The sequence below is a fragment of the Streptomyces sp. CNZ287 genome, from assembly GCF_007827615.1.
Genome location: NZ_VISV01000014.1, coordinates 174,217 through 194,388 on the forward strand (window position 1 = coordinate 174,217; position 20,172 = coordinate 194,388).

Consider the following 20,172-nt stretch of genomic DNA (forward strand, 5'->3'; position numbering starts at 1 on the left):
TGCCGACTCGGAGAAACGTCACGGCACCCACGACGCGTACGGGATGGAGCCCCCTTGCGGCATTTCCACCGGCCCGGTCCCCGCCCGAGGGGTGGGATGAACGCAACTCCCCTCGCAGCGGCGCTCGACTCGGCGAAGTGCGTGTTCTTCGACTTCGACGGGCCGATCTGCCGGCTGTTCTCCGCGCACCCCGCCGGCCTCATTGCCGGGCAGCTCCTGGATCTGCTGGACCACTGGGCACCCCGCCTGTTGGGACCGGGCATGTACCGGCCGAACGACCCGCTCGGCATACTGTCGGCCGCCCTCCAGGTGGCGCCGGACCACGAAGTGATACCTACCGCAGAACAATTGCTCACGCAGGAGGAGCAGAAGGCCGCGCGTCACGCCACCAGCACCCCGGATGCCCACGCGCTGATCGAGGAGTTGGACGGGCAGGGCCGGGCACTGGCCATCACGTCGAACAACTCGGCCGCCGCCATCCGCGTCTACCTGGACCGGCACGGGCTCGCCCCCTGCTTCTCGCCCCACGTCCACGGCCGCCGGGCGGACCCGATCCGGCTCAAGCCCGACCCGGACTGCCTGTGGCGCGCGCTGGAGTCGACGGGAGCCATGCCCGGTGAGTGCCTCATGATCGGGGACTCGCCCTCGGACTGGAAGGCCGCCGAGACCGCAGGCGTGAACTTCGTCGGCTACGCCCGTGCGCCGCACAAGGCCGAGGCGTTGGAGCAGGCGGGAGTACGGCTCATCGTCCACTCGATGAAGGAGATTCTCGACGCGATATCCGGTGCTGCCCCGGCCGCGGTCCGCCCCCCAGACAATTAACTGGCTCTCAGTAGCGTCGAGGGGGCCGTGCAGGTCGCAGACGAGTAACCTTCCCTGATCACTGCCACACCACCCACCACGCCACTGTCGAGGACTTCCGACCGATGCCGGCCTCCCAAGCATCCCCTTTTCAGACCATCTTCGCCGTGGCGGAGCAGGTCGTGGGGCCGCTGCCCGGATACCACCACGAGACGTTCGCGGTCCGGCTGGGCGCTGCTTCCGGGTTGTTCGGGCAGTCGGCCGGGTGGGTGAAGTTGCGGGATCCCCGGCCCGGGTTGTTGTGGTTCGACCGTCGGTGCTTCGGGTCCGAGGACGAGCTGCTCGCCACGCTGGCCGGGCGCGTCTCCCACATTCCCGCGGTCGGACACATCGACTCCCTCACCGTCCAGGGCTTCATCGAAGGGTGCACCCTGGCCGAGGTCGCGCCGCCCGGGGAGGAAGTGCCCGCCGCGTTCGTCGGCCAGATCATCCGGCTCTTCCGGGAGCTGCTGGCCGTCGATCCCTGCGATCCCGCGCTGCTCGCGCTGCACGCGCCGCTGCCGGCGGAGCGCGGGAGCGCGGAGTTCGCCCGGGATCTCGTCCGGTTCACCTTCACCGACGTGGTCGAGCACTCCCTGCCGCACTTCGACGCGCTCTTCCACAGCCTGAGCATCCACCCGGGGTCCGCCCCCGCCACCCCCTCCTCCCTGGAGGCCCGGCTCCGGGGCATGACCCCGCGCCCCTTCGGGCTGCTGCACGGGGACGTGCACCGCGCGAACCTCATCGTCGACGAGCACGACGCCCTCTGGGCCATCGACTGGGAGCTGGCCCTGATCGGCGACCCGCTGTACGACCTGGCCACCCACCTGCATCTGATGCGCTATCCGGCCCGCCAGGAGGGCGAGGTCATCGCCCGCTGGGCCGACGTGGCGGAGGAGTCCCGGCCCGGGGCCGCCGCAGGTATCGAGGCCGACCTGCCCCGGTATCTCGCGTTCAAGCGGATCCAGTCGGTGTACACGGATGTGATCCGGCAGGCGTACTCGACGGAGCGGGGTGAGACGTCGACCGCCGAGGCGGCCAAGGTGATCAACGCCGCGCTCGACCGTGCGGCGGACTCACTGCTGTTGCCCACCGTGGCCGGTGCCGGCGAGATCGAGCACCAGCTGGTGCGATGGCTGGCCACACCCCGCCCGCGGGGCGCGGCCAATACCGGCGGAACGCCTTCCGCATCGTAGGGTGACGGCATGAGTGGAGTCGACGAGCCCGCGCACGACCCCGCCGTGTTCGAGCTGGCCACCAAGGCTTTCGAGCTGGCCCGGCAGGGGCAGACCGACACACTGGCCGCCTATGTGGACGCCGGAGTGCCGGCCGGGCTGCGGGACGACGACGGGAACACCCTCGTCATGCTCGCCGCGGTCAACGGGCACCCCAGGACCGTCGCCGCGCTGTTGCAGCGGGGGGCCGACGCGGATCAGGTCGGGGCCGCCGGCGCCACGCCGCTGGCCGCGGCGGTGCGGGCCGGGGCGGACGACGTCGTGCGGGTGCTGCTGCGGCACGGGGCGGACCCGCAGGCCGGGTCCCCCTCGGCGGTCGCGACCGCGCGGGTGGCCGGCAGGACGGAGCTGCTGGAGCTCTTCGGCGGGGTGTGAGGCCCGCGCCGGGGTCGGCCGTGGGGGGTGCCGGGGCTCTCCGTTCCCGCTGCGGTGCGCGGCTCACCCCTCGTCGGCCATCGGCCCCTTCCGTACGCCCCCTTACCTCACCCGCCTCCTGAACAGCACCCCCGCCGCCGCCATCGACCCCACCGTCAGCGCCGCGCACCACGCCAGGGCCTCCCACGGGCTGCTGCCCGCCGGCTGGCCCAGCAGCAGTTTCCGCAGTGACTCGATCACCGGTGTCAGCGGCTGGTGCTCGGCGAAGCCGTGGAGCCAGCCCGGCATCGAGTCGACGTGGTGAGGAAGACCGTGACGCCCGCGTCGGCGAGGCGGCGCACCTCGTCCCAGACGGCCTGGCGGCTGCGGGGGTCGAGGCCCGTGGTCGGCTCGTCGAGGAAGATCACCGAGGGGTCGCCGACCAGGCCCGCCGCGAGGTCGAGACGGCGGCGCATGCCTCCCGAGTACGTGCGGACGCGGCGGGCGGCGGCGGGGCGGGACAGGCCGGCGAGGCGGGCGACCATGCGGAGGTTCTCGGCGCCGGTCAGCTCCTCGTCCAGCGCGGCGTACTGCCCGGTGAGGCTGATGGCCCGGCGGACCTGCGCGCGCTCCGCGACCACGTCGAACCCGGCGACGCTCGCCGTGCCCGCGTCGGCGCGCAGCAGCGTCGCGAGGATACGGACCGTGGTGGTCTTCCCTGCGCCGTTGGGCCCGAGGAGGGCGAAGACCGTGCCGGGCCCGACGGTCAGGCCGACACCGTCGAGCACCTTCGTGCCGCCGTACGCCTTGGTGAGGCCGGCGGCCTCGACGGCGGGGCGGGTGGGCTGGGGCACAGCTCCCCCCTTTCTCCGTAGAAGCTCCGTAGAGCCACTTCTGCGTATGCCTTACACACTACTGCGTAGAACATACACGGAACTGCGTATGGCGTAAACTGAGCAGATGGACGCCATGGACGCCGCGGGCGAAGGCCGGCGCGGCGAGGACAAGCGCGACGCCGGAGCCGTTCCCGCCAGCGTCGAGGCCGCGTGGGGCCTGCGGCCGCGGCCGCAGAAAGGACCGAAGCGGGGGCTGACGCTCGACGGGATCGTCGCGGCGGCGGTCGCGGTCGCGGACGCGGAGGGGCTGGAGGCCGCGTCGATGGGGCGGGTGGCCAAGGAGCTGGGCGTCTCGACGATGGCGCTGTACCGGTATGTGGCCACGAAGGACGAGCTGGTCACGCTGATGGTCGACGGGGCCTTCGGCCCGCCGCCGCCGCTGCCGGCGGAGGCCGAGGGCGACTGGCGGGCGGGGCTGCGGCACTGGTACCAGGCCGTCGGCAAGGCGATGTTCGCGCACCCGTGGGCCGTGGCGCACGTACCGAGCGGAGGCCCGCCGGTCACGCCGAACCAGCTCGCGGCGCTCGACCAGGCCCTCTACATCCTGCGCGACACCCCGCTCACGGAGTTCGAGAAGGTGGCCACGGCGCTGCTGGTGAGCAACCAGGTGCGCGCGGAGGTGACGATCGCCCTGGCGATGGGCGGCAGCCCCGACGTGGAGCGGCTGATGAACGAGTACAGCCGGTTCCTGCTCCGCGTCTCCGACGCCGGCCACCTGCCCCATCTGCGTACGGCGGTGGAGGGCGGCGCCTTCGACGAGGGGGACGCGGAGGCGCCGCAGAACCCCTCGGACTACGACGAGTTCGCGTTCGGCCTGGAGCGTGTGCTCGACGGCATCGAGGCGCTGATCAACGGACGCCGCCGGGACTGACCACGGGCGTCCGCACGCTGATCACGGACTTCCGCACGCCGGGGCCGCGGGGGATCATGTGGCATGCGCGCGGACGGCTGGCACCTCACCGAAGACCTCGACGAATTCCTGGCCGAAGCGGGGGAGTTCCTGCGCGACCGGCCCGTACCGCACATCATGGCGCTGACCTGGGCGGCCCGGCTGAAAGCGCGCGGCACGGGCCCGTACGGCGGCGGGCGCCTGCTGCTCGGCCGGCTGTCCCGGGCGGGGTCGGTGGCCGGCGCCTGCCACCAACTGCCGGGCCGCAGCCTCGGCCTCACCCCGCTCACCCCGGCAGAGACCGACTCCCTCGCCGCGCACCTCGCGGCCCTCGGCCACACCCCGCCCGGCGTCGGCGGCGACCACGACACCACCACGGCCTTCGCGGCGGCCTGGCAGCGGCACACGGGCGCCACCCCGTCCCCCGCCGTCCGCCTCCGGCTGCGCCGCCTCCGTACGCTCACGCCGCCGGATCCCGCGCCGGCGGGGCGGGCACGGGCCGCGGGCGAGGCGGACCACGAGCAACTCATGGACTTCTGCCGCGGCTTCGCGGCCGACGTCCGCGAGGACGTCACCATCGACGCCGCCACCTGGCCGACCACCCGCTACGCCGACAAGCACTACACCTTCTGGGAGACCCCGGACGGCACCCCCGTCTCCACGGCCGGCGTCAACCCGGCCGTCGCCGGGCTCGCCCAGGTCGACCCGGTCTACACCCCGTCCGCCCACCGCGGCCACGGCTACGCGGCCGCGGTGACGGCGGCGGTGACCCGCGCGGCGCTCACCGCGGGCGCCACGGAGGTGGCGCTCTTCACCGACGCGACCAACCCGACCAGCAACGCCCTGTACCAGCGCCTCGGCTACGACGTGTTCGCCGACTGGACGACGTACACCTTCGCGCAGGGCTGACGAGCATCCTCAGCATGCCGAGCCCCGCGATGGCCGCGGCGAGATGCAGCGCGGCGGCGACGGCGGGGCTCTCGGGCAGGGTGACGTCCGCGGGGCGGGCGAGTGCCACGTACACCGTGAGGGGCAGCTTCCAGCCGCTCCACGCGAAGAGCGAACCGGAACCGAGCCAGCCGAGTCCGAGCAGGAGCGGGCGGGGTACGGGGGCCGGACGCGTCCGGGCGAGCGACCGGACGGCGGCGGCCCCGGCGAGCGCCCAGAACGCGCTCAGGCCGGTCAGCAGGTACCCGTCCGTGCTTCGTTCGCCCGGGTGCGCCACGCCCGCGGTGCCGCCCGCGGCCCAGTACAGCCACACCAGGCCGACGGCGGCGGCGACGCCGGAGGACCGGCACGCCACGGTACGGGGGCCGTCCCCGGCCCGCCCCGTGAACGCCTCCGGCCAGCGCCGCCCCGTATCCCGACCACCGGCCGACTCGGTCCCAGCCTTCCACCGGATGTCCCTCCCTCGGCAGGAACACCAGGCTCGGCCCTCACCCGCCCCCGTACGTCCACCGCCGGAGGTGTCCGCCTCCCCCGGGCGGCGGAGGCGGGTCTCGTCTTCGAGGCGGACGGGCGCCCGGGCGCGCCGGACGAGCCGGTACGCACCGGCCCGGCGGCGGAGTCCGTACGCGCGCGTCACGTACCGCGTCGCCGGCGGCGTGGGCCGCGGCGGGTGCCGCCGTGCGGCGGTTGCACGAGGCACCGCTGCCGCCCTGGCCCGGCCGGCGCCGCCGGGGTCCCGGCGAGTGGGCGGCGGAACTCGACCGGGAGTGCGACCTGCTCGTGAAGAACGGCATCCTCCCCGCCGACCTGGTCGGCCGCAACCGCCAGGTCGCCGAGACCGCGCTCCGGCCGTGGGCTCCGGTGTTCGCGCACGGCGACCTGCAGATCGAGCACGTCTTCGTCGACGGAGACGAGGTCACGGGCATCATCGACTGGTCCGAGGCGGGCCGGGGCAGTGCCCTGTTCGACCTCGCCACCCTGACGCTCGGGCACGAGGAAAACCTCGACGACCTCCTCGCCGGCTACGGCACCGACGTCGACATCGACGCGATCCGCGCATGGTGGTCGCTGCGCAGCCTGCTGGGGGTTCGCTGGCTGGTCGAGCACGGCTTCGACCCGTTCGCACCGGGCTGCGAGGTCGACGTGCTGAGATCCCGGATGTGAGACCGCGCGGCCGCGGTCGCCGCGATCGCGGGACTCGCGATAGTGTCGCGATATGTGGTGTGCGACACACTTGCAAGCAAAGTGCTTGCAATAGTTAGCACGGGTGCGGCAGCATCGACGTATGGGTTCGATACACGTCGGCAATCTCGGGGAGTTCCTGCGGGAGCAGCGGCGCAGTGCGCGGCTCAGTCTGCGGCAGCTTGCCGATGCCGCCGGGGTGTCGAATCCGTACCTCAGTCAGATCGAACGCGGGCTGCGCAAGCCCAGCGCCGAGATTCTGCAGCAGCTCGCGAAGGCGCTGCGGATCTCCGCCGAGACGCTGTATGTGCAGGCGGGGATTCTGGACGAGCGCCGGGGTGACGGGGCCGACGGGATGGCGGTGCACACCGCGATACTCACCGATCCCGCGATCAGCGAGCGGCAGAAGCAGGTGCTGCTGCAGATCTACGACTCCTTCCGCAAGGAGAACGCGCGCGAGGACGCGGGCGGCGGCGTGGAGGAGGGACAGAGGGAAGGGGATGCCCCGCGGCCGGGTGGCGGGCGGGGTGAGGGCGACGCGAGGCCCGCCAGTGACCGGAGGAGAAAACCATGACCATGACCGACGACGTACGCAAGACGCTCAGCGACCCCACGCCCCTCTACGCCGTCGCGGGTACCGCCGATCTGGCGCTGGAGAAGCTGCGTGAGGTGCCCGCGCTGGTGGAGCGGCTGCGGGCCGAGGCGCCCGAGCGGCTGTCCGCGGTGCGCGAGACCGACCCGCGTGAGGTGCAGGAGCGGGTGTCGAAGCAGGCCAAGGAGGCGCAGGCGAAGGTCGCCGAGCGGCTCGGCGACCTGGACACCGACATCAAGAAGCTGCGCGAGACGGCGCAGGACCTCGCCCTTCAGGGCGTCGGTCGCGCCGCCGAGTACGCGGTGAAGGCCCGCGAGACCTACGACGAGCTGGCCGAGCGCGGTCGCGGTGCCGTCGCGGAGTGGCGCGGCGAGACCGCCGACGCGGTGCAGGTGACCACCGAGATCATCCGGCCCGGTGGCGAGAAGACCGCCGCCGGGGAGGGCGTCGCCGACAAGGGTGCCGACGAGGACGTCGCCGCTGACGACGCTCCCGCCGCCGGCAAGCCCGCCGCGAAGAAGGCCGCCCCCCGCAAGCGCGCCCCCCGGGCCGGCGCCAACGGCACCGCGAAGAAGTCCGCCGCCAAGAAGAACACCCCCAAGGCGGACTCCTGAGCTTCGCGCCCCGGGCACCCCTCGCGTGCCCGGGGCGTTATCCGGGTACGGTGTCTGCGCCGGATCCCTGAACACTGAGTCGGACTAATAGGCGGTGGACCGCGTGCTCATCTCTGGCTTCTACTCGTTGCTCGGGCTGCTCAGCCTGGCCTTGACGGTGTTCGCCGGGGCGGCCCTGATCCTGGCGGCCCTGGCCCGCGAGGACGCGTACCGCGCCGCCGACAAGAACACCAAGCAGTTCTGGCTGATCATCCTCGGCGTCGGCTTCGCCGTGATGGTCATCTTCCCGATCATGTCGTTCCTGCCGATCATCGCGCTGATCGCGGCCATCGTCTTCATGGTGGACGTGCGGCCCGCGCTCAAGCAGGTCGGCGGCGGGCGGCGACGCGGGGGCAGCAGCTCCGACGGGCCCTACGGCCCGTTCAACGGGCGCTGACCCGCGCGTCCGCGCTCACGGCATCCGGTCCCCGGGTCCGCAAGGGCCCGGGGGCCGATCCAGTAGCAGCACCGCCACGTCGTCGGTGAGGTCGCCGCCGTTGAGCGCCCGCGCCTCGGTGACCGCGCCGTGCAGCAGATCGTCGCCGGCCAGGCCCTGGTCCAGCAGCCTGCCGACCAGCGCGAGCATGCCGTCCTGGCCCAGCCGGCCGCGGCCAGGACCCGTACGGCCCTCGATGAGGCCGTCGGTGTAGAGCATCAGGCTCCAGGCCCCGCCCAGCTCCACCTGCTGACGCGGCCAGCGGGCGCGCGGCAGCAGGCCGAGCGCCGGGCCGCCCAGCTCCTGCGGCATCAGCCGCGGCCGGCCGCCCGGGACGGCGACCAGCGGCGCCGGGTGGCCCGCCAGGTAGAGGCCGGCGCGGCGGGCATCCGGGGAGACGTCGACGGTGCACATCGTGGCGAATATCTCGTCGTCCGCCCGCTCGTTCTCCAGCACCTGCTGGAGCGTGGCCAGCAGCTCGTCGCCGACCAGGCCGGCGAACGTCAGCGCCCGCCAGGCGATGCGCAGTTCCACGCCGAGCGCGGCCTCGTCCGGGCCGTGGCCGCAGACGTCGCCGATCATGGCGTGCACCGCGCCGTCGGGGGTGCGCACCGCGTCGTAGAAGTCGCCGCCGAGCAGTGCGCGGGTGGGGGTGGCGCCGGCGGCGGGCGGCGGCAGGCCGGGGCGGTAGCAGGCGGCGAAGCCGAGGCCGGAGCCGGCGAGCAGCGGCGTGGGCAGCAGCCCGCGCTCCAGCCGGGCGTTCTCCTGCGCCCGCAGCCGCGAGGCCGTCAGCCGGCTCTGCGCCAGGTCGGCGCGCTTGCGCTCCACCGCGTACCGGATGGCCCGGCCGAGCACCCGGCCGTCCAGCTCGCCGCGGAAGAGGTAGTCCTGCGCGCCGACGCGGACGGCCTCGGCGGCCAGCTCGACGTCGTCCTCGTCGGTGAGCGTCAGCACCGCGTGCAGCGGCGCCATGGCCAGCACCTCGCGCAGCGCCCCCAGCTCGTCGCCCTCCTCGGCCGGTTCGCCGTCGTCCGCGGCGGCCGCCTCGCCGGTCACGCTGAGGTCCAGCAGGATGCAGTGCACGTCGGGGCCGAGCAGCCGCTCCGCCTCCGTGAGGTTGCGCGCCGTACGCACCCGGATCCGCTCGCCGTGGCGCCCGGCGCCCGCCTGCTCCAGCAGCCGCGCGATGCCGGGACCGCTGCCCGGCTCCGCCTCTATCAGCAGCAGCGTCAGCGCCTCCGGCACCGCCCGCTGGCGCGCGTGCGGCTGCCCGGGCACCGGGCCGTGGCCCGAGCGCTGCGCCGGCAACGGCGCGTGCGGCTGCGGCGACGGCGCGTGCGCGGCCGACGGCAGCGGGTGCCGTCGCCGCGTCGCGGCCTGCGTCTCGGCCACCCCGGCACCTGCGGCGGACTGGTCAGTTCCGCCGGACGATCCGGAGGCCGGGGAACGCCCGGGTACGGGCATCGCTCTTCCTTCCCTCCCCCCGAGGGTGACGGCCGGGCGCGAGCGCGCTCGCGGCCGTGGGCGGCGGCTCGTGCCGTTCCTCCGGCAAAACCGCCAAGGAGGGACCCTAGCGTGATCACCCGCCGGCAGGAACGGGCGACGCGGCCTGGAAGACGGCCGCTCCCCCGGTCCTTTGCCCTGCTCGGAGGGGTCGCGCCGGGCCCTCCCGGTCCGAATCCGTCAGGTCGGTCACATGACGCAGATCACGCGTCGGGACGCACCACTGCCTTGATCGGCATGCTGCCCGCGCCCGCGACGGTCACCTGCCGGCCGGGCCGCGGCGCGTGCACGATCGCGCCGTCACCGACATATATGCCGACGTGGCTGGCGTCAGAGTGATAAATGATCAGGTCGCCCGGGCGCATCTCGCTCACGTCGATCCGCGCCAGCCCCGCCAACTGGGTCTGCGAGGTCCGCGGGATCCTTACCCCCGCCGCCTCCCAGGCGCGCATCGTCAGCCCCGAGCAGTCGAACGTGTCCGGCCCCTCCGCGCCCCACACGTAGTCCTTGCCGAGCTGGTCCGTGGCGTACGCGATGGCCTTCCGGCCGGCGGGCGTCGCCTCGGCGTCGATCTCGTCGAGGATCCCGGAGTCCAGCCAGCGCGCCTGCGCCTCGCGGGCACGCTGCCGCTCCAGCCGGCGCAGCCGCTCCCGCTCCTCGGCCTTGAGCTTCTTCTCCAGCTCCTTCGCCTCGGCGAGGCGCTCCTCTATCCGCTCCTTCGCCCCGGCCTTGGCCTCGCGGCTGCGCTCCAGCCGCTCGTACGTCCCGGCGGCCTTCTTCGCATAGCCGTCCAGCCGCTGCTGCGTGCCGGTCACCTCGGTGATCAGCCGCCGCTGCGCGTGCTGCCCCTTGCGGGCCAGCCGCAGGTCGTCGACGAACTCCTCCGGATCGTCGCTGAGCAGCAACTGCGCCTCCATCGGCACCCCGCCGCCGCGATACTGCGCCCGGGCCAGCGCGCCCGCCTCGTCCTTCAGCCCGGCCAGCCGCTCGCTCGCGTCGGCCACGGCCTCGTCGAGCCGCTCGACCTCCTTGCGCTGCTTCTTCGCTTTCTCCTCCGCGTCGTTGTACGCGTCGGTGGCGGCCTCCGCCTCGCGGTACAGCCGCTGCACGCGGGCGTGCACCTCCTCGACCGTCGGCTTCGGCTCCGCCTCGGCGGCCGGCCCTGTCAGCGGCACGAACAGCGCCAGCAGGCCGGTCAAAGCCAGGACGATGCTCCTGCGCCGGCGCGCTCCCGCCGCCTCCCCGATTCCGCGCATGCGTCTCCCCCACTCCCCCGATCGTGGTCCGCGGGCCCCTCCTTCCGGCGGGCCCGTCACGGGGCTCTGGCCAGCCCCGCGCGATCACATGCCTCGGATGCTGCCATATCCGCCGCAACTCCCGCAGCCCTCATCCACAGACCTGTGGATAACCGGATGAGAAGTTGCAACACGGCTGGGACACGGGGTGGTTCGGGGAGGTGCGGGAGGTTCGAGTGATTCTGGAGGTTCGGGGGATTTCGGGGGCTCCGGGGGAGTTCGGGGCGGCGGAGGGTTCAGGGGGTCCCCCGGGGTTCAGGGGTTCAGGGGTTCAGGGGGTCCCGGCGGGTCCGGAGGATTCGGAGGATTCGCAGGGCCCCCCGGGGGTTCCAGAAGGTTCGGGAGTCCCCGGAGGTTCGCACGCGAAGCCGCCCGTCCTCAGCGGCAGCCGCAGCTCGCCACCGCCGCCGCCATCCGGTCCAGCGCGTCCCCCGCCCCCGTGCGGTCCGTCGCGCCCATCGTGAAGAACGCGAACGCCAGCAGCCGCCCGTCCGCGTCCACCACCGTCCCCGCCAGCGAGTTGACCCCCGTCAGCGTCCCCGTCTTCGCCCGCACCACGCCCCGCGCCGCCGCCGTGTCCCCGGCGTCCGAGCCGTCCGCGCCGGCGTCCCCGTACCGGTCCCGCAGCGTGCCGTTGAACCCCGCCACCGGCAGCCCCGTCAGCAGCGACCGCAGCTCCGGGCGGTCCGGGTCCGCCGCCGTGACCAGCAGCCGGGCCAGCAGGTCCGCCGAGACCCGGTTGTCGCGGCTGATGCCGCTGCCGTCGGCGAACCGCGCCCCGCGCACCGGCAGCCCCAGCTTCTTCAACTGCCCCGCGACCGCCTTCCCCGACCCCGCGAAGCTCGCGTCCCGTCCCGCCGCGATCGCCGTCTGCCGGGCCAGCGCCTCCCCGAGGTCGTTGTCGCTGTACGTCAGCATCCGCTCGGTCAGCTCCGCCAGCGGCGCCGAGTACGTCGCCGCCAGCTCGCCCGCCTTCTCCGGCACCCGTTCGGCCCGCGGCTCGCCCGCGACCCGTACGCCCGCCTCGCGCAGTTCCCCGGCGAAGGCGTCCGCCGCGTCCCGTGCCGGATCCGTGCCGCGGGGCGCCGGGCCGTGCCAGGAGTCGTCGAGCCGGGCCTCGTTCACCATGAGCGGGGTGACGGGGGCGATGTTCTCGTTCGGCCCGATCTCGTGCAGGACGTCTCCGGCGTACGCGGTGGCGTCGTACCGTACGGCCACCTTCCGCACGCCGTCCTTCTTCAGCTTCCGCGCCGTGTCCCGCGCCAGCCCCTTCAGCCGCTTCGCGGACAGCGTGGGGTCGCCGCCGCCGACGAGGAAGACCTCGCCGCCCTCGGCGAGCGAGGCGGTCGGGATGCGGTGGTCGGGGCCGAGGGCGGCGAGGGCGGCGGCGCCGGTGGCCAGCTTGACCGTGGAGGCGGGGACGACGCCGGTGGTCTCGTGCGCGCCGTACAGTTCGCGGCCCGTGGTCACGTCCCACACGGCCGCGGTGGTCGGCGAGCCGAGCGCGGGGTCCTTCAGCAGCGGCGCCAGTTCCTTGGCGAGCCCGGCGCCGGTCGGCCGGGGGGCGGCGACCGGCCTCGTGCCGTCCTGCGGGCCGAGCGGGGTCAGCACCCGCGGAGCGCCCGCGCCGGCGCCCTGCAGGCCGTCTCCGGGGGCGCCCTTGCCCGGTACGCCGTCGGAGGAGCCGTGATCCGCGTCACCTGTACGGCCTCCGGCGGCATCCGCGCGCGCGGCCGTCTGCTTCTCCGCCGTACGCTGACCCGAGTCCCAGGGCCCCGCCGCGGCGATCATGCCGGCGGCGAGGACGCCGCCCAGCGCGCCGGACGCGGCCACCAGCCGCACCGTACGCCGGGTGTGCAGGGGCTGCGCTTCCCACCGCCGGGTCCAGTGCCGTACCCAGCGGGCGGCCTTCCGCCGTGCCACCGCGACCCTGACCCTCACCAGGGACCAGCCCCTTTCGCCACCACCCCGCTGCGTGGGGGACACTTAATCATCTGAACCATGCTGATCTTGAAGGAGAGCCACCCGTGGAGTTCGACGTCACCATCGAGATCCCGAAGGGTTCGCGGAACAAGTACGAAGTCGATCACGAGACGGGCCGGATCCGCCTGGACAGGCGGCTCTTCACCTCGACCAGCTACCCGGCAGACTACGGCTTCATCGAAGGCACGCTCGGAGAGGACGGCGACCCGCTGGACGCGCTGGTCCTTCTGGACGAGCCGACGTTCCCCGGATGCCTCATCGCGTGCCGCACGATCGGCATGTTCCGCATGACCGACGAGGCCGGCGGCGACGACAAGGTGCTGTGCGTGCCGGCGCACGATCCGCGGGTGGAGCACCTGCGGGACATCCACCACGTGTCGGAGTTCGACCGGCTGGAGATCCAGCACTTCTTCGAGGTGTACAAGGACCTGGAGCCCGGCAAGTCCGTGGAGGGCGCGAGCTGGGTGGGCCGCCAGGACGCGGAGGCGGAGATCGAGGCGTCCAAGAAGCGCCTGGAAGCCTCGGGCGGCCACCACTGACGGGCCACTGACGTAGGTCCCACGCCGCCGGCTTCCGCGAGGAGGCCGGCGGCGTGGTCCGGCGGGGGGCCTGTGCGGGGTACGGCGCGGGAGGTGCCGGCGCGAACGCCTCGCCAGGGCTGGTGGGTCAGAAGCCTCTGGTGCGTTTGACGCCTCGGCGGGCGGGGGCCGTTTTCTCGCCCGGGCGTTTCATGAAGAGGCGGGCCATCTCGCCGCCCAGGTTCACCCCGATCGCGATCGCCAGCGCCAGCGCGGCGGCGGTCAGCAGCGAGCGCGCGCCCGCGTTCAGGTTGTCCTGGGCGAAGCCCAGCAGGCCGAAGTACGTGGCGCTGCCCGGCAGCAGCGGGCCGATGGCGGCCGTGACGTACGGCAGCGCGGAGATGAACCGGTAGCGCGAGAGGAGCTGGCCGAAGAGCCCGACGAGGCCCGCGGCCAGCGCGGTGGCCAGCACCGCCGACTTGTTCGCCTGGTGGGCGATGACCGCGTAGATCAGCCAGGCGACGCCCCCGTTGAGGGTCACGACGATCACGGTGGAACGCTCCTGCTGGAGCAGGACCGCGAAGGCCAGCGTCAGCAGCATCGCCGCGAGCAGCGAGACGATCGGCCGTTCCTGGCGGTGCAGCGCGGCGTCCGGGCTCAGCTCGGCGCCGAGCTGGACGCCCACGTAGAGCACGATCAGGACCCCGACGACGATGCCGACGACGAGGTAGAGGACTTCGAGCAGGCGGGCGGAGGCGGTGATGTAGTAGCCGGTCAGCCCGTCCTGGACGGCCGCGACCAGGGCCCGCCCGGGGATCAGCGCGAAGAGACCGCCGGTGATGACGGCGGAGGACTGGGCCTCGACGGCGGCGATGTTGAGCGTGACGCCGACCGCCGCGGGGGCCATCGCGGCGGCCACGAACTGGTAGAACTCCGGCAGCCCGCGCCCCGCCGCCAGCCACGCGAGCCGGTCGCCGAGCATGGCGCCGATCGCCGCCGCGCAGAACACCAGCGGCCCGCCGCCCACGAGCGTCGCCGCCGCGCCCGACAGGCCGCCGCTGGCGACGGTGAGGGCCCACTTGGAGTACGGGTGCCGGTTGCGCCGGATCTCGGCGAGGCCGCGGTACGCCTCCTCCAGGCTGACGGCGGCCTCCTCGTCCACGATGGCGTCGACGAGGCGGTAGACGGCGGAGAGCCGGTTGTAGTCCGTGCCGCGGCGGCGCACCGTGCGGCTGAGCGTCACCGGATCGTCGACCAGGGAGGGCTGGTACGTGACCGTCAGAAGGGTGAACGTGACCGTCGGCTCGCAGCGGTCCAGGCCGAAGGCGTGGGCGATGGCGAACATCGCGGCCTCGACGTCCTCCGCGCCCTCGCCGCCGGCGAGCAGCAGTTCGCCGATGCGCAGGGTGAGGTCGAGTACGCGCGGGACCGGCAGCGCGGTCTCCTCGGTGGGCGACAGCGTCCGCTCGGGCGTGGGGCGTTCCGTCATGGGCGTACGGAGCATGACACGCATCCGGTCCTGCCACGGCGTGGATCGTGACAGAGGACCCGTAGCGGGTGGGGGTGGCGGGGCGACCCCGGCGGCGGCCGCGGGGCCGCCGCGCGGGGGCCGGAAGCCGGAGTGGCCGTTGCCGTGGTCCTCGGCCGCGTGCTCGCCGACGCCCGCCGGCAGGGCGAACTCCGAGGTCGTCTGCCCGTCTTCAGGCGGCGGGGGGAGGGGCACGCCGAAGGGCGGCGTGAACGCGCTGTGTGCCTCGTCGGACTGCGGCTTCTCTTCACCGTTATCCGGTTCGGGCTCCTGACCCACTGGACCATCACCCCCCGCGGACGTGCCGAAAGGTTTACGCCCGCGAGCATAAGTCGGCCGCATGAAGAACGCCCCCGGGGGGTCGGAAGGGTACGGAGGCACGGCGGCACATCGGATCAAGTCGTACGAACGAGGCGCCACTGGTGTGCAGCGGGGGCGCCACCCGCGTCGAGAGCGCCGTCGCCCACGCCCGCGGGCACCGCCCGCCACCCGCTCGTACGCGCCCTCAGCGCCCCAGGCCCCGGTACCTCCGCACCGCCAGCGGGAAGAAGACCGCGAGCAGCACCAGCGGCCACACCACCGCCAGCAGCACCGGGTGCTGCGCCGCCCACGAGTCGCCGGTCCAGCCGGGGTTGCCGAACAGCTCGCGGATCGCGCCCGCCGTCGCCGACATCGGGTTCCACTCCGCGACGGCGCCCAGCCAGCCCGGCATCGTCTCCGGCGAGGTGAACGCGCTGGACAGGAACGCCACCGGCCACACCAGGATCTGCACGGCCTGCACCATCTCCGGCTTGCCCGCCACCAGACCGAGGAAGATCCCGGCCCACAGCATCGCGAACCGCAGGAGCAGCAGCAGCCCGAACGCGGCCAGCGCCTCCGCCCACGTACCGTGCCAGCGCCAGCCGACCGCGAGCCCCGCGCCGGCCATCACGGCAAGGCCGGCGGCGGACTCGGCCATGTCGGTGAGCGCGCGGCCGACGAGGACCGCGGACGGGGCCATCGGCATGGTCCGGAAGCGGTCGACAACGCCCTTGCCGAGGTCGGAGGTGAGGGAGACCATCGTGGCCTCCAGCCCGAAGGACATGGAGAGGGCGAACATGCCGGGCACCAGGTACTCGCGGTAGCTGCCACCGCCGCCGACGGCCATGCCGCCGCCGAGCAGGTAGGTGAAGACCACCAGCATCATCACCGGAAAGGCCAGGTTCACCGCGACCAGGGCCGGCCGGCGGGCCCAGTGCGCGAGGCCGCGGCCGGTCATCGTCAGCCCGTCCGCGACCGCCCACTTCAGCCGCGCGCCCGCGGTGCGGGCGGGCGGCGGGACGGCGAGGGGGGTGGTGGCGGTCATACGGTTCTCCCTTCCGCTACGGTGCCCGCCGGGCCGGCGGCGCCGCCGTCCGCCCGGTCCCGGTCCTTGTCCGGCTTACGGTCCTGCTCCGGTCTGCGGCCGGTGAGGTGGAGGAACACCTCGTCCAGCGTCGGCCGGCGGAGCGACACGTCCTCCGCCGCCACGCCGGCCGCGCCGAGCCCCCGGACGGTCTCGGCCAGCGCCGCCATGCGGTCGGCGACCGGTGCGCTGATCCGCCGGGCGTCCGCGTCGACCTCGATGTCGTCCTCCTCGGCGCGGGCGGCCATGCCGATGACGGCCGCGGCGGCGGTGAGCCGGTCCGCGTCCCGTACGACGACGTCGATACGGTCCCCGCCGAGCCGGGCCTTCAGCTCGTCGGCCGTGCCCTCGGCGACGGCCCTGCCGTGGTCCACGACCGAGACCCGGTCGGCGAGCTGGTCGGCCTCCTCCAGGTACTGGGTGGTGAGCAGCACGGTGGTGCCGTCGCCGACGAGCGAGCGGACCGCCTGCCACACCTCCGTACGGCCGCGGGGGTCGAGGCCCGTGGTCGGCTCGTCCAGGAAGAGCACCTGCGGCCGCATGAGGAGGCTCGCGGCCAGGTCGAGCCGGCGCCGCATGCCGCCGCTGTACTGCCCGACCGGCTTGTCCCCGGTGCCGTCGAGGCCGAAGCGCGCCAGCAGCTCCGCCGCCCGCCGCCGGGCGCCGGCCCGGCCGAGGTGGTAGAGCCGGCCGAACAGCTCCAGGTTCTGCCGGCCGCTGAGCACCTCGTCGACGGCGGCGTGCTGGCCGAGCAGCCCGATGCGGTAGCGGACCTCGTCCGGCTCCCGTACGGGGTCGTGTCCCGCGACGCGCACGGTGCCGCCGTCGGGGCGCAGCAGGGTGGCCAGGATCCGTACGGCCGTGGTCTTGCCCGCGCCGTTCGGGCCGAGCACGGCGTGCACCGTGCCCGCGGGGACCGCGAGGTCCAGGCCCGCGAGCGCCGCCTTGGCGGCGCCCTTCTTCCCGTAGGTCTTGCGCAGTCCTTCGGCGAGGATCGCCGTCATACGCCTCCTCCGCTCCTCGGGTAGTCAAGTTTGACCACCGAGGCGAAGGTACCCACCGTCCGACCATTAGTCAAACTTGATTAATGGGGGTCCCGGGCGGCGGGCCCCTCCGGGCTCGTCGCCACCCCGGCCCACGGATCGCCCTCGCCGGCCATCACGTACGCGCCGCCCTCCAGCCGCGCGATGAGGGCGCGGGTCCACTCGGCGCCCGCCTCGGCGGTGTGCAGCCAGAGCCGCATGATCTCGCCGATGTGGCCGTAGTCCTCGCCGTCCTGGGGCGAGTAGTGCCGGAGCACCGCGCCGCGCCACTCCTCCATCGCCGCGACGCGCTCCTTGAGCAGCGAAATGGCCTCGGCGCGCGGCAGGTCGACGAGGAAGCCGACGCCCGCCGTGAGGAAGTCGATCTTCTCGTCATGCCGGCGCAGCGCCTCGCGCAGCAGGCGGAAGTACTCGGAGTCGCCCTCGGCCGTCATCTCGTACTCGGTGCGCGGCGGGCCGCCGGCCGTGCTGGGCGCCACCTCGTGGGCGATCAGCAGCCCCTGTTTGGCCATCTGCTTGAGCGCGTGGTAGATCGAGCCCGGCTTGACGTTGGACCACTCATGGGCGCCCCAGTACTCCAGGTCGGCCCGGACCTGGTAGCCGTGCGCCCGGCCGTGCCGGCGGACGGCCCCCAGGACCAGGAGGCGAGTCGCGGACAAATGGACCCCTTGCCTTCCGCGGAGAAGTGTGGCCTCCCAGCCTAGTCAACCTTGACTAGCACGGTGAGGGGGCCCCGCGCGAAGAGCGGCACGAGGGCCGGACGCGCCGCGGGGCGCACGACGAAGGGCCGGGCTCCCCGCGCGGGAGCCCGGCCCTGCGCCGGTCCTGTGGTGGTACGGGTCAGTGGTGGCCGCCCGCGTACACGCTGCGGCAGAAGGCCGCCATCTGCTCGTCCGACAGGGCCCTGCTCAGGTCCGCCTCGCTGATCATGCCGACGAGCTGGTGGTTCTCGATGACCGGGAGGCGGCGCACCTGGTGCTGCTCCATCGCGCGCAGCACCTCGTCGACCGGGGCGCCGGCCTCGACGTACACCGGGCGGCCCTCCGCCAGCTCACCGGTCATGCAGGTCGTGATGTCGCGGCCCTGAGCGACGCACTCCACGACGATGTCGCGGTCGGTGATCATGCCGGCGATCTTGCCGTCCTGGCCGCACACCGGCAGGCAGCCGACATCCATGGAGCGCATCTTCGCGGCGGCGGTGGCGACGGATTCGGTCGAGTCGATGCACTCGCAGCCCTCATGCATGAGGTCGCGGGCGGTCCGGGCGGTGGTGGGAGCGGTCATGCGGTGGGCTCCTGTTCGTGAGTCCTGAGATCCGGAGGGGGTACGGAAGGGGTACCGTCACCGCCATGCTCCGGGCCCCCGACCGGGTGGGCGAGCTGGGCGCCGCCGAACGGGCGACGACCGCGCGCAGGAGGCCGCCGCTCAGAAGGGAAACGGCGTCCGGCCGTGCTGTACGGAGATCCACTTCAGCGTGGTGAAGGCGTCGACCGTCGACTCGCCGTTCAGCCGCCCCAGCCCCGAGCACTTCTCGCCGCCGAACGGCACCAGCGGCTCGTCGTGGATCGTGCCGTCGTTGACGTGCACCATCCCCGAGTCGATCCGCCCCGCCAGCCGTACGCCCCGCTCCAGGTCCCGGGTGTGCACCGCGCCGCTCAGCCCGAACGGGGTGTCGTTGACGATCCGTACCGCCTCGTCCTCGCCCGTGAACGGCAGCAGGAACGCGACGGGACCGTAGAACTCCCGCCGCAGAAGCTCGCTGTCCGCCGGCAGCCCGGTGAGCACCGTGGGCTCCACGAGCGTGCCCTCCGTGCGCCCGCGCAGCAGCGCGGTGGCGCCGGCGGCGAGCGCCGCGTCGACCCGGGCGGCGAGGTCGGCGGCCTCGCGGGCGCCGATGAGCGGGCCGAGCTGGGTCGCGGGGTCCGACGGGTCGCCGGTCTTCAGCGCGGCGGCCTTGGCGACGAACTTCGCCGCGAACTCCGGCAGCACCGCCCGGTCCACCAGCACCCGGTTGGCCGCCATGCAGACCTGTCCCTGGTGGGCGAAGCGGCTGAAGACGGCGGCGTCCACCGCGTAGTCGACGTCGGCGTCGTCGAGCACGACGAGGGCCGAGTTGCCGCTCATCTCCAGCACCGTGCGCTTGAAGTGCCGGGCGGCGACGCCCGCGACGTGCCGGCCGGTCTCGGTGGAGCCGGTGAAGGAGAGCACGCGCGGCACCGGGTGCTCGAGGAAGGCGTCGCCGATCTCGGAGGTGTCGGTGATGACGACGTTCAGCAGCCCGGGCGGCAGCCCGGCGTCCTGGAGCAGCCACGCGAGCAGCGTGCCGCCGACGACGGGCGAGTAGTCGTGCGGCTTGAGCACCACGGCGTTGCCGAGCGCGAGCGCGGGCGCCACGGACTTCGCGGCCAGGAAGAGCGGGAAGTCGTACGAGCCGATGACGCCGACGACGCCCACGGGCAGCCGGTAGACGCGGTTCTCCTTGCCGGGCGTCGGCGACGGCAGCACCCGGCCCTCGGCGCGCAGCGCGTACGACACGGACTCGCGCAGCACGTCCCTCGTGAGGGCGATCTCGAACGCGGCCTTCAGCCGGGTGCCGCCCAGCTCCGCCACGATCGCGCGGGTGATCTCCTCCTCGCGCTCCTCCACCAGCCGCAGCGCGCGTTCGAAGACCAGCCGCCGCTCGTACGGCGAGCGCTCCGCCCAGGGCCGCTGCGCCCGCTCCGCCGCGCGGTATGCGGCATCCACCTCGGCGGCGGTCGCGACGGTGACGGCCGCGAGCTGCTCGCCGGTGTACGGGTCGAGGTCGATGACGTCCCACGAGCCGGCGCCGGGGCACCACTTGCCGTCGATGTACTGCAGTGCCAGGTCGGAGAAGAGAGACATGAGCGAGGCT

18 protein-coding genes and 3 pseudogenes are annotated in these 20,172 nt (G+C 73.7%); 10 read left to right on the top strand and 11 right to left on the bottom strand.

All coding sequences use genetic code 11. The features are described from left to right. Positions 1 to 96: 96 nt before the first annotated feature. The 3 genes from FB457_RS24115 (at position 97) to FB457_RS24125 (ending at position 2,450) form a co-directional block, all read left to right on the top strand. Positions 97 to 822 (top strand): HAD family hydrolase, encoded by a 726-nt coding sequence (locus FB457_RS24115; RefSeq protein WP_047016446.1) that lies wholly within the window; start codon positions 97 to 99, stop codon positions 820 to 822. A 146-nt stretch (positions 823 to 968) separates the two neighbouring features. After that, positions 969 to 2,036, top strand: a complete 1,068-nt coding sequence (locus FB457_RS24120; protein WP_186462039.1) for a phosphotransferase — start codon at positions 969 to 971, stop codon at positions 2,034 to 2,036. Positions 2,037 to 2,045: 9 nt separating this feature from the next. Continuing rightward, complete coding sequence (locus FB457_RS24125; RefSeq protein ID WP_047016448.1) at positions 2,046 to 2,450, top strand: ankyrin repeat domain-containing protein; 405 nt, start codon at positions 2,046 to 2,048, stop codon at positions 2,448 to 2,450. Positions 2,451 to 2,552: 102 nt separating this feature from the next. On the opposite strand, the pseudogene FB457_RS24130 reads toward FB457_RS24125, so the two are convergent. Together FB457_RS24130 and FB457_RS24135 are read right to left on the bottom strand one after the other, a co-directional pair. Further along, positions 2,553 to 2,747 (bottom strand): annotated as a pseudogene (locus FB457_RS24130) (ABC transporter permease); the annotation flags it as partial. After that, positions 2,747 to 3,283 (bottom strand): annotated as a pseudogene (locus FB457_RS24135) (ABC transporter ATP-binding protein); the annotation flags it as partial. The pseudogenes FB457_RS24130 and FB457_RS24135, both read right to left, overlap by 1 nt. 106 nt (positions 3,284 to 3,389) lie before the next feature. Here FB457_RS24135 and FB457_RS24140 point away from each other — a divergent pair. The 6 genes and pseudogenes from FB457_RS24140 (at position 3,390) to FB457_RS24170 (ending at position 7,986) form a co-directional block, all read left to right on the top strand. Then, positions 3,390 to 4,196, top strand: a complete 807-nt coding sequence (locus FB457_RS24140) for a TetR/AcrR family transcriptional regulator (protein WP_047016449.1) — start codon at positions 3,390 to 3,392, stop codon at positions 4,194 to 4,196. Positions 4,197 to 4,259: 63 nt separating this feature from the next. Continuing rightward, entirely contained in the window at positions 4,260 to 5,123 is an 864-nt protein-coding gene (locus tag FB457_RS24145) for a GNAT family N-acetyltransferase (protein ID WP_145783232.1), read from the top strand. Positions 5,124 to 5,735: 612 nt separating this feature from the next. Next, a pseudogene (locus tag FB457_RS24155) lies at positions 5,736 to 6,326 on the top strand (phosphotransferase); the annotation flags it as partial. Between the two features lie 121 nt (positions 6,327 to 6,447). Then, on the top strand, positions 6,448 to 6,918 hold the full coding sequence (locus FB457_RS24160) for a helix-turn-helix domain-containing protein (RefSeq protein WP_047016451.1): 471 nt from the start codon (positions 6,448 to 6,450) through the stop codon (positions 6,916 to 6,918). After that, on the top strand, positions 6,915 to 7,550 hold the full coding sequence (locus FB457_RS24165) for a hypothetical protein (RefSeq protein ID WP_047016452.1): 636 nt from the start codon (positions 6,915 to 6,917) through the stop codon (positions 7,548 to 7,550). The genes FB457_RS24160 and FB457_RS24165 overlap by 4 nt, the downstream gene beginning before the upstream one ends. Positions 7,551 to 7,653: 103 nt before the next feature. Beyond that, positions 7,654 to 7,986: a DUF2516 family protein gene (locus tag FB457_RS24170; protein WP_047020032.1), complete on the top strand. Its 333-nt coding sequence runs from the start codon at positions 7,654 to 7,656 to the stop codon at positions 7,984 to 7,986. Between the two features lie 15 nt (positions 7,987 to 8,001). Here the strand turns inward: FB457_RS24170 and FB457_RS24175 are convergent, their stop codons facing one another. From FB457_RS24175 to dacB, 3 genes are all read right to left on the bottom strand, one after another. Further along, a complete protein-coding gene (locus FB457_RS24175) occupies positions 8,002 to 9,417 on the bottom strand; it encodes a response regulator (protein WP_145783234.1) in 1,416 nt (471 codons plus the stop codon). A 314-nt stretch (positions 9,418 to 9,731) separates the two neighbouring features. Continuing rightward, on the bottom strand, positions 9,732 to 10,784 hold the full coding sequence (locus FB457_RS24180; protein ID WP_145783236.1) for a C40 family peptidase: 1,053 nt from the start codon (positions 10,782 to 10,784) through the stop codon (positions 9,732 to 9,734). A 417-nt stretch (positions 10,785 to 11,201) separates the two neighbouring features. Next, complete coding sequence (gene dacB / locus FB457_RS24185) at positions 11,202 to 12,764, bottom strand: D-alanyl-D-alanine carboxypeptidase/D-alanyl-D-alanine endopeptidase (protein ID WP_047016455.1); 1,563 nt, start codon at positions 12,762 to 12,764, stop codon at positions 11,202 to 11,204. 86 nt (positions 12,765 to 12,850) lie between these two features. On the opposite strand from dacB, the gene FB457_RS24190 reads away from it, so the two are divergent. Further along, a complete protein-coding gene (locus FB457_RS24190; RefSeq protein WP_047016456.1) occupies positions 12,851 to 13,345 on the top strand; it encodes an inorganic diphosphatase in 495 nt (164 codons plus the stop codon). A 127-nt stretch (positions 13,346 to 13,472) separates the two neighbouring features. Here FB457_RS24190 and FB457_RS24195 read toward each other — a convergent pair whose 3' ends face one another. The 6 genes from FB457_RS24195 to FB457_RS24220 form a co-directional block, all read right to left on the bottom strand. After that, complete coding sequence (locus FB457_RS24195; RefSeq protein ID WP_047016457.1) at positions 13,473 to 15,131, bottom strand: threonine/serine exporter family protein; 1,659 nt, start codon at positions 15,129 to 15,131, stop codon at positions 13,473 to 13,475. Positions 15,132 to 15,357: 226 nt separating this feature from the next. Next, a complete protein-coding gene (locus FB457_RS24200; protein WP_047016458.1) occupies positions 15,358 to 16,197 on the bottom strand; it encodes an ABC transporter permease in 840 nt (279 codons plus the stop codon). After that, complete coding sequence (locus tag FB457_RS24205; protein WP_145783238.1) at positions 16,194 to 17,240, bottom strand: ATP-binding cassette domain-containing protein; 1,047 nt, start codon at positions 17,238 to 17,240, stop codon at positions 16,194 to 16,196. The genes FB457_RS24200 and FB457_RS24205 overlap by 4 nt, the downstream gene beginning before the upstream one ends. Positions 17,241 to 17,320: 80 nt before the next feature. Continuing rightward, a complete protein-coding gene (locus FB457_RS24210; protein WP_145783240.1) occupies positions 17,321 to 17,938 on the bottom strand; it encodes a PadR family transcriptional regulator in 618 nt (205 codons plus the stop codon). A gap of 181 nt (positions 17,939 to 18,119) precedes the next feature. Next, entirely contained in the window at positions 18,120 to 18,563 is a 444-nt protein-coding gene (locus tag FB457_RS24215) for a CBS domain-containing protein (RefSeq protein ID WP_047016461.1), read from the bottom strand. A gap of 141 nt (positions 18,564 to 18,704) precedes the next feature. After that, positions 18,705 to 20,162, bottom strand: a complete 1,458-nt coding sequence (locus tag FB457_RS24220; protein WP_145783243.1) for an aldehyde dehydrogenase family protein — start codon at positions 20,160 to 20,162, stop codon at positions 18,705 to 18,707. Between the last annotated feature and the right edge of the window lie 10 nt (positions 20,163 to 20,172).

Excerpts from the sequence above, each read along its gene's own strand:
- FB457_RS24125 (WP_047016448.1), top strand. The coding sequence starts at position 2,046 with ATGAGTGGAGTCGACGAGCCCGCGCACGACCCCGCCGTGTTCGAGCTG.
- FB457_RS24205 (WP_145783238.1), bottom strand. The coding sequence starts at position 17,240 with ATGACGGCGATCCTCGCCGAAGGACTGCGCAAGACCTACGGGAAGAAG.
- FB457_RS24160 (WP_047016451.1), top strand. The coding sequence starts at position 6,448 with ATGGGTTCGATACACGTCGGCAATCTCGGGGAGTTCCTGCGGGAGCAG.
- FB457_RS24200 (WP_047016458.1), bottom strand. The coding sequence starts at position 16,197 with ATGACCGCCACCACCCCCCTCGCCGTCCCGCCGCCCGCCCGCACCGCG.
- FB457_RS24215 (WP_047016461.1), bottom strand. The coding sequence starts at position 18,563 with ATGACCGCTCCCACCACCGCCCGGACCGCCCGCGACCTCATGCATGAG.
- FB457_RS24145 (WP_145783232.1), top strand. The coding sequence starts at position 4,260 with ATGCGCGCGGACGGCTGGCACCTCACCGAAGACCTCGACGAATTCCTG.
- FB457_RS24180 (WP_145783236.1), bottom strand. The coding sequence starts at position 10,784 with ATGCGCGGAATCGGGGAGGCGGCGGGAGCGCGCCGGCGCAGGAGCATC.
- FB457_RS24220 (WP_145783243.1), bottom strand. The coding sequence starts at position 20,162 with ATGTCTCTCTTCTCCGACCTGGCACTGCAGTACATCGACGGCAAGTGG.
- FB457_RS24140 (WP_047016449.1), top strand. The coding sequence starts at position 3,390 with ATGGACGCCATGGACGCCGCGGGCGAAGGCCGGCGCGGCGAGGACAAG.
- FB457_RS24165 (WP_047016452.1), top strand. The coding sequence starts at position 6,915 with ATGACCATGACCGACGACGTACGCAAGACGCTCAGCGACCCCACGCCC.
- FB457_RS24115 (WP_047016446.1), top strand. The coding sequence starts at position 97 with ATGAACGCAACTCCCCTCGCAGCGGCGCTCGACTCGGCGAAGTGCGTG.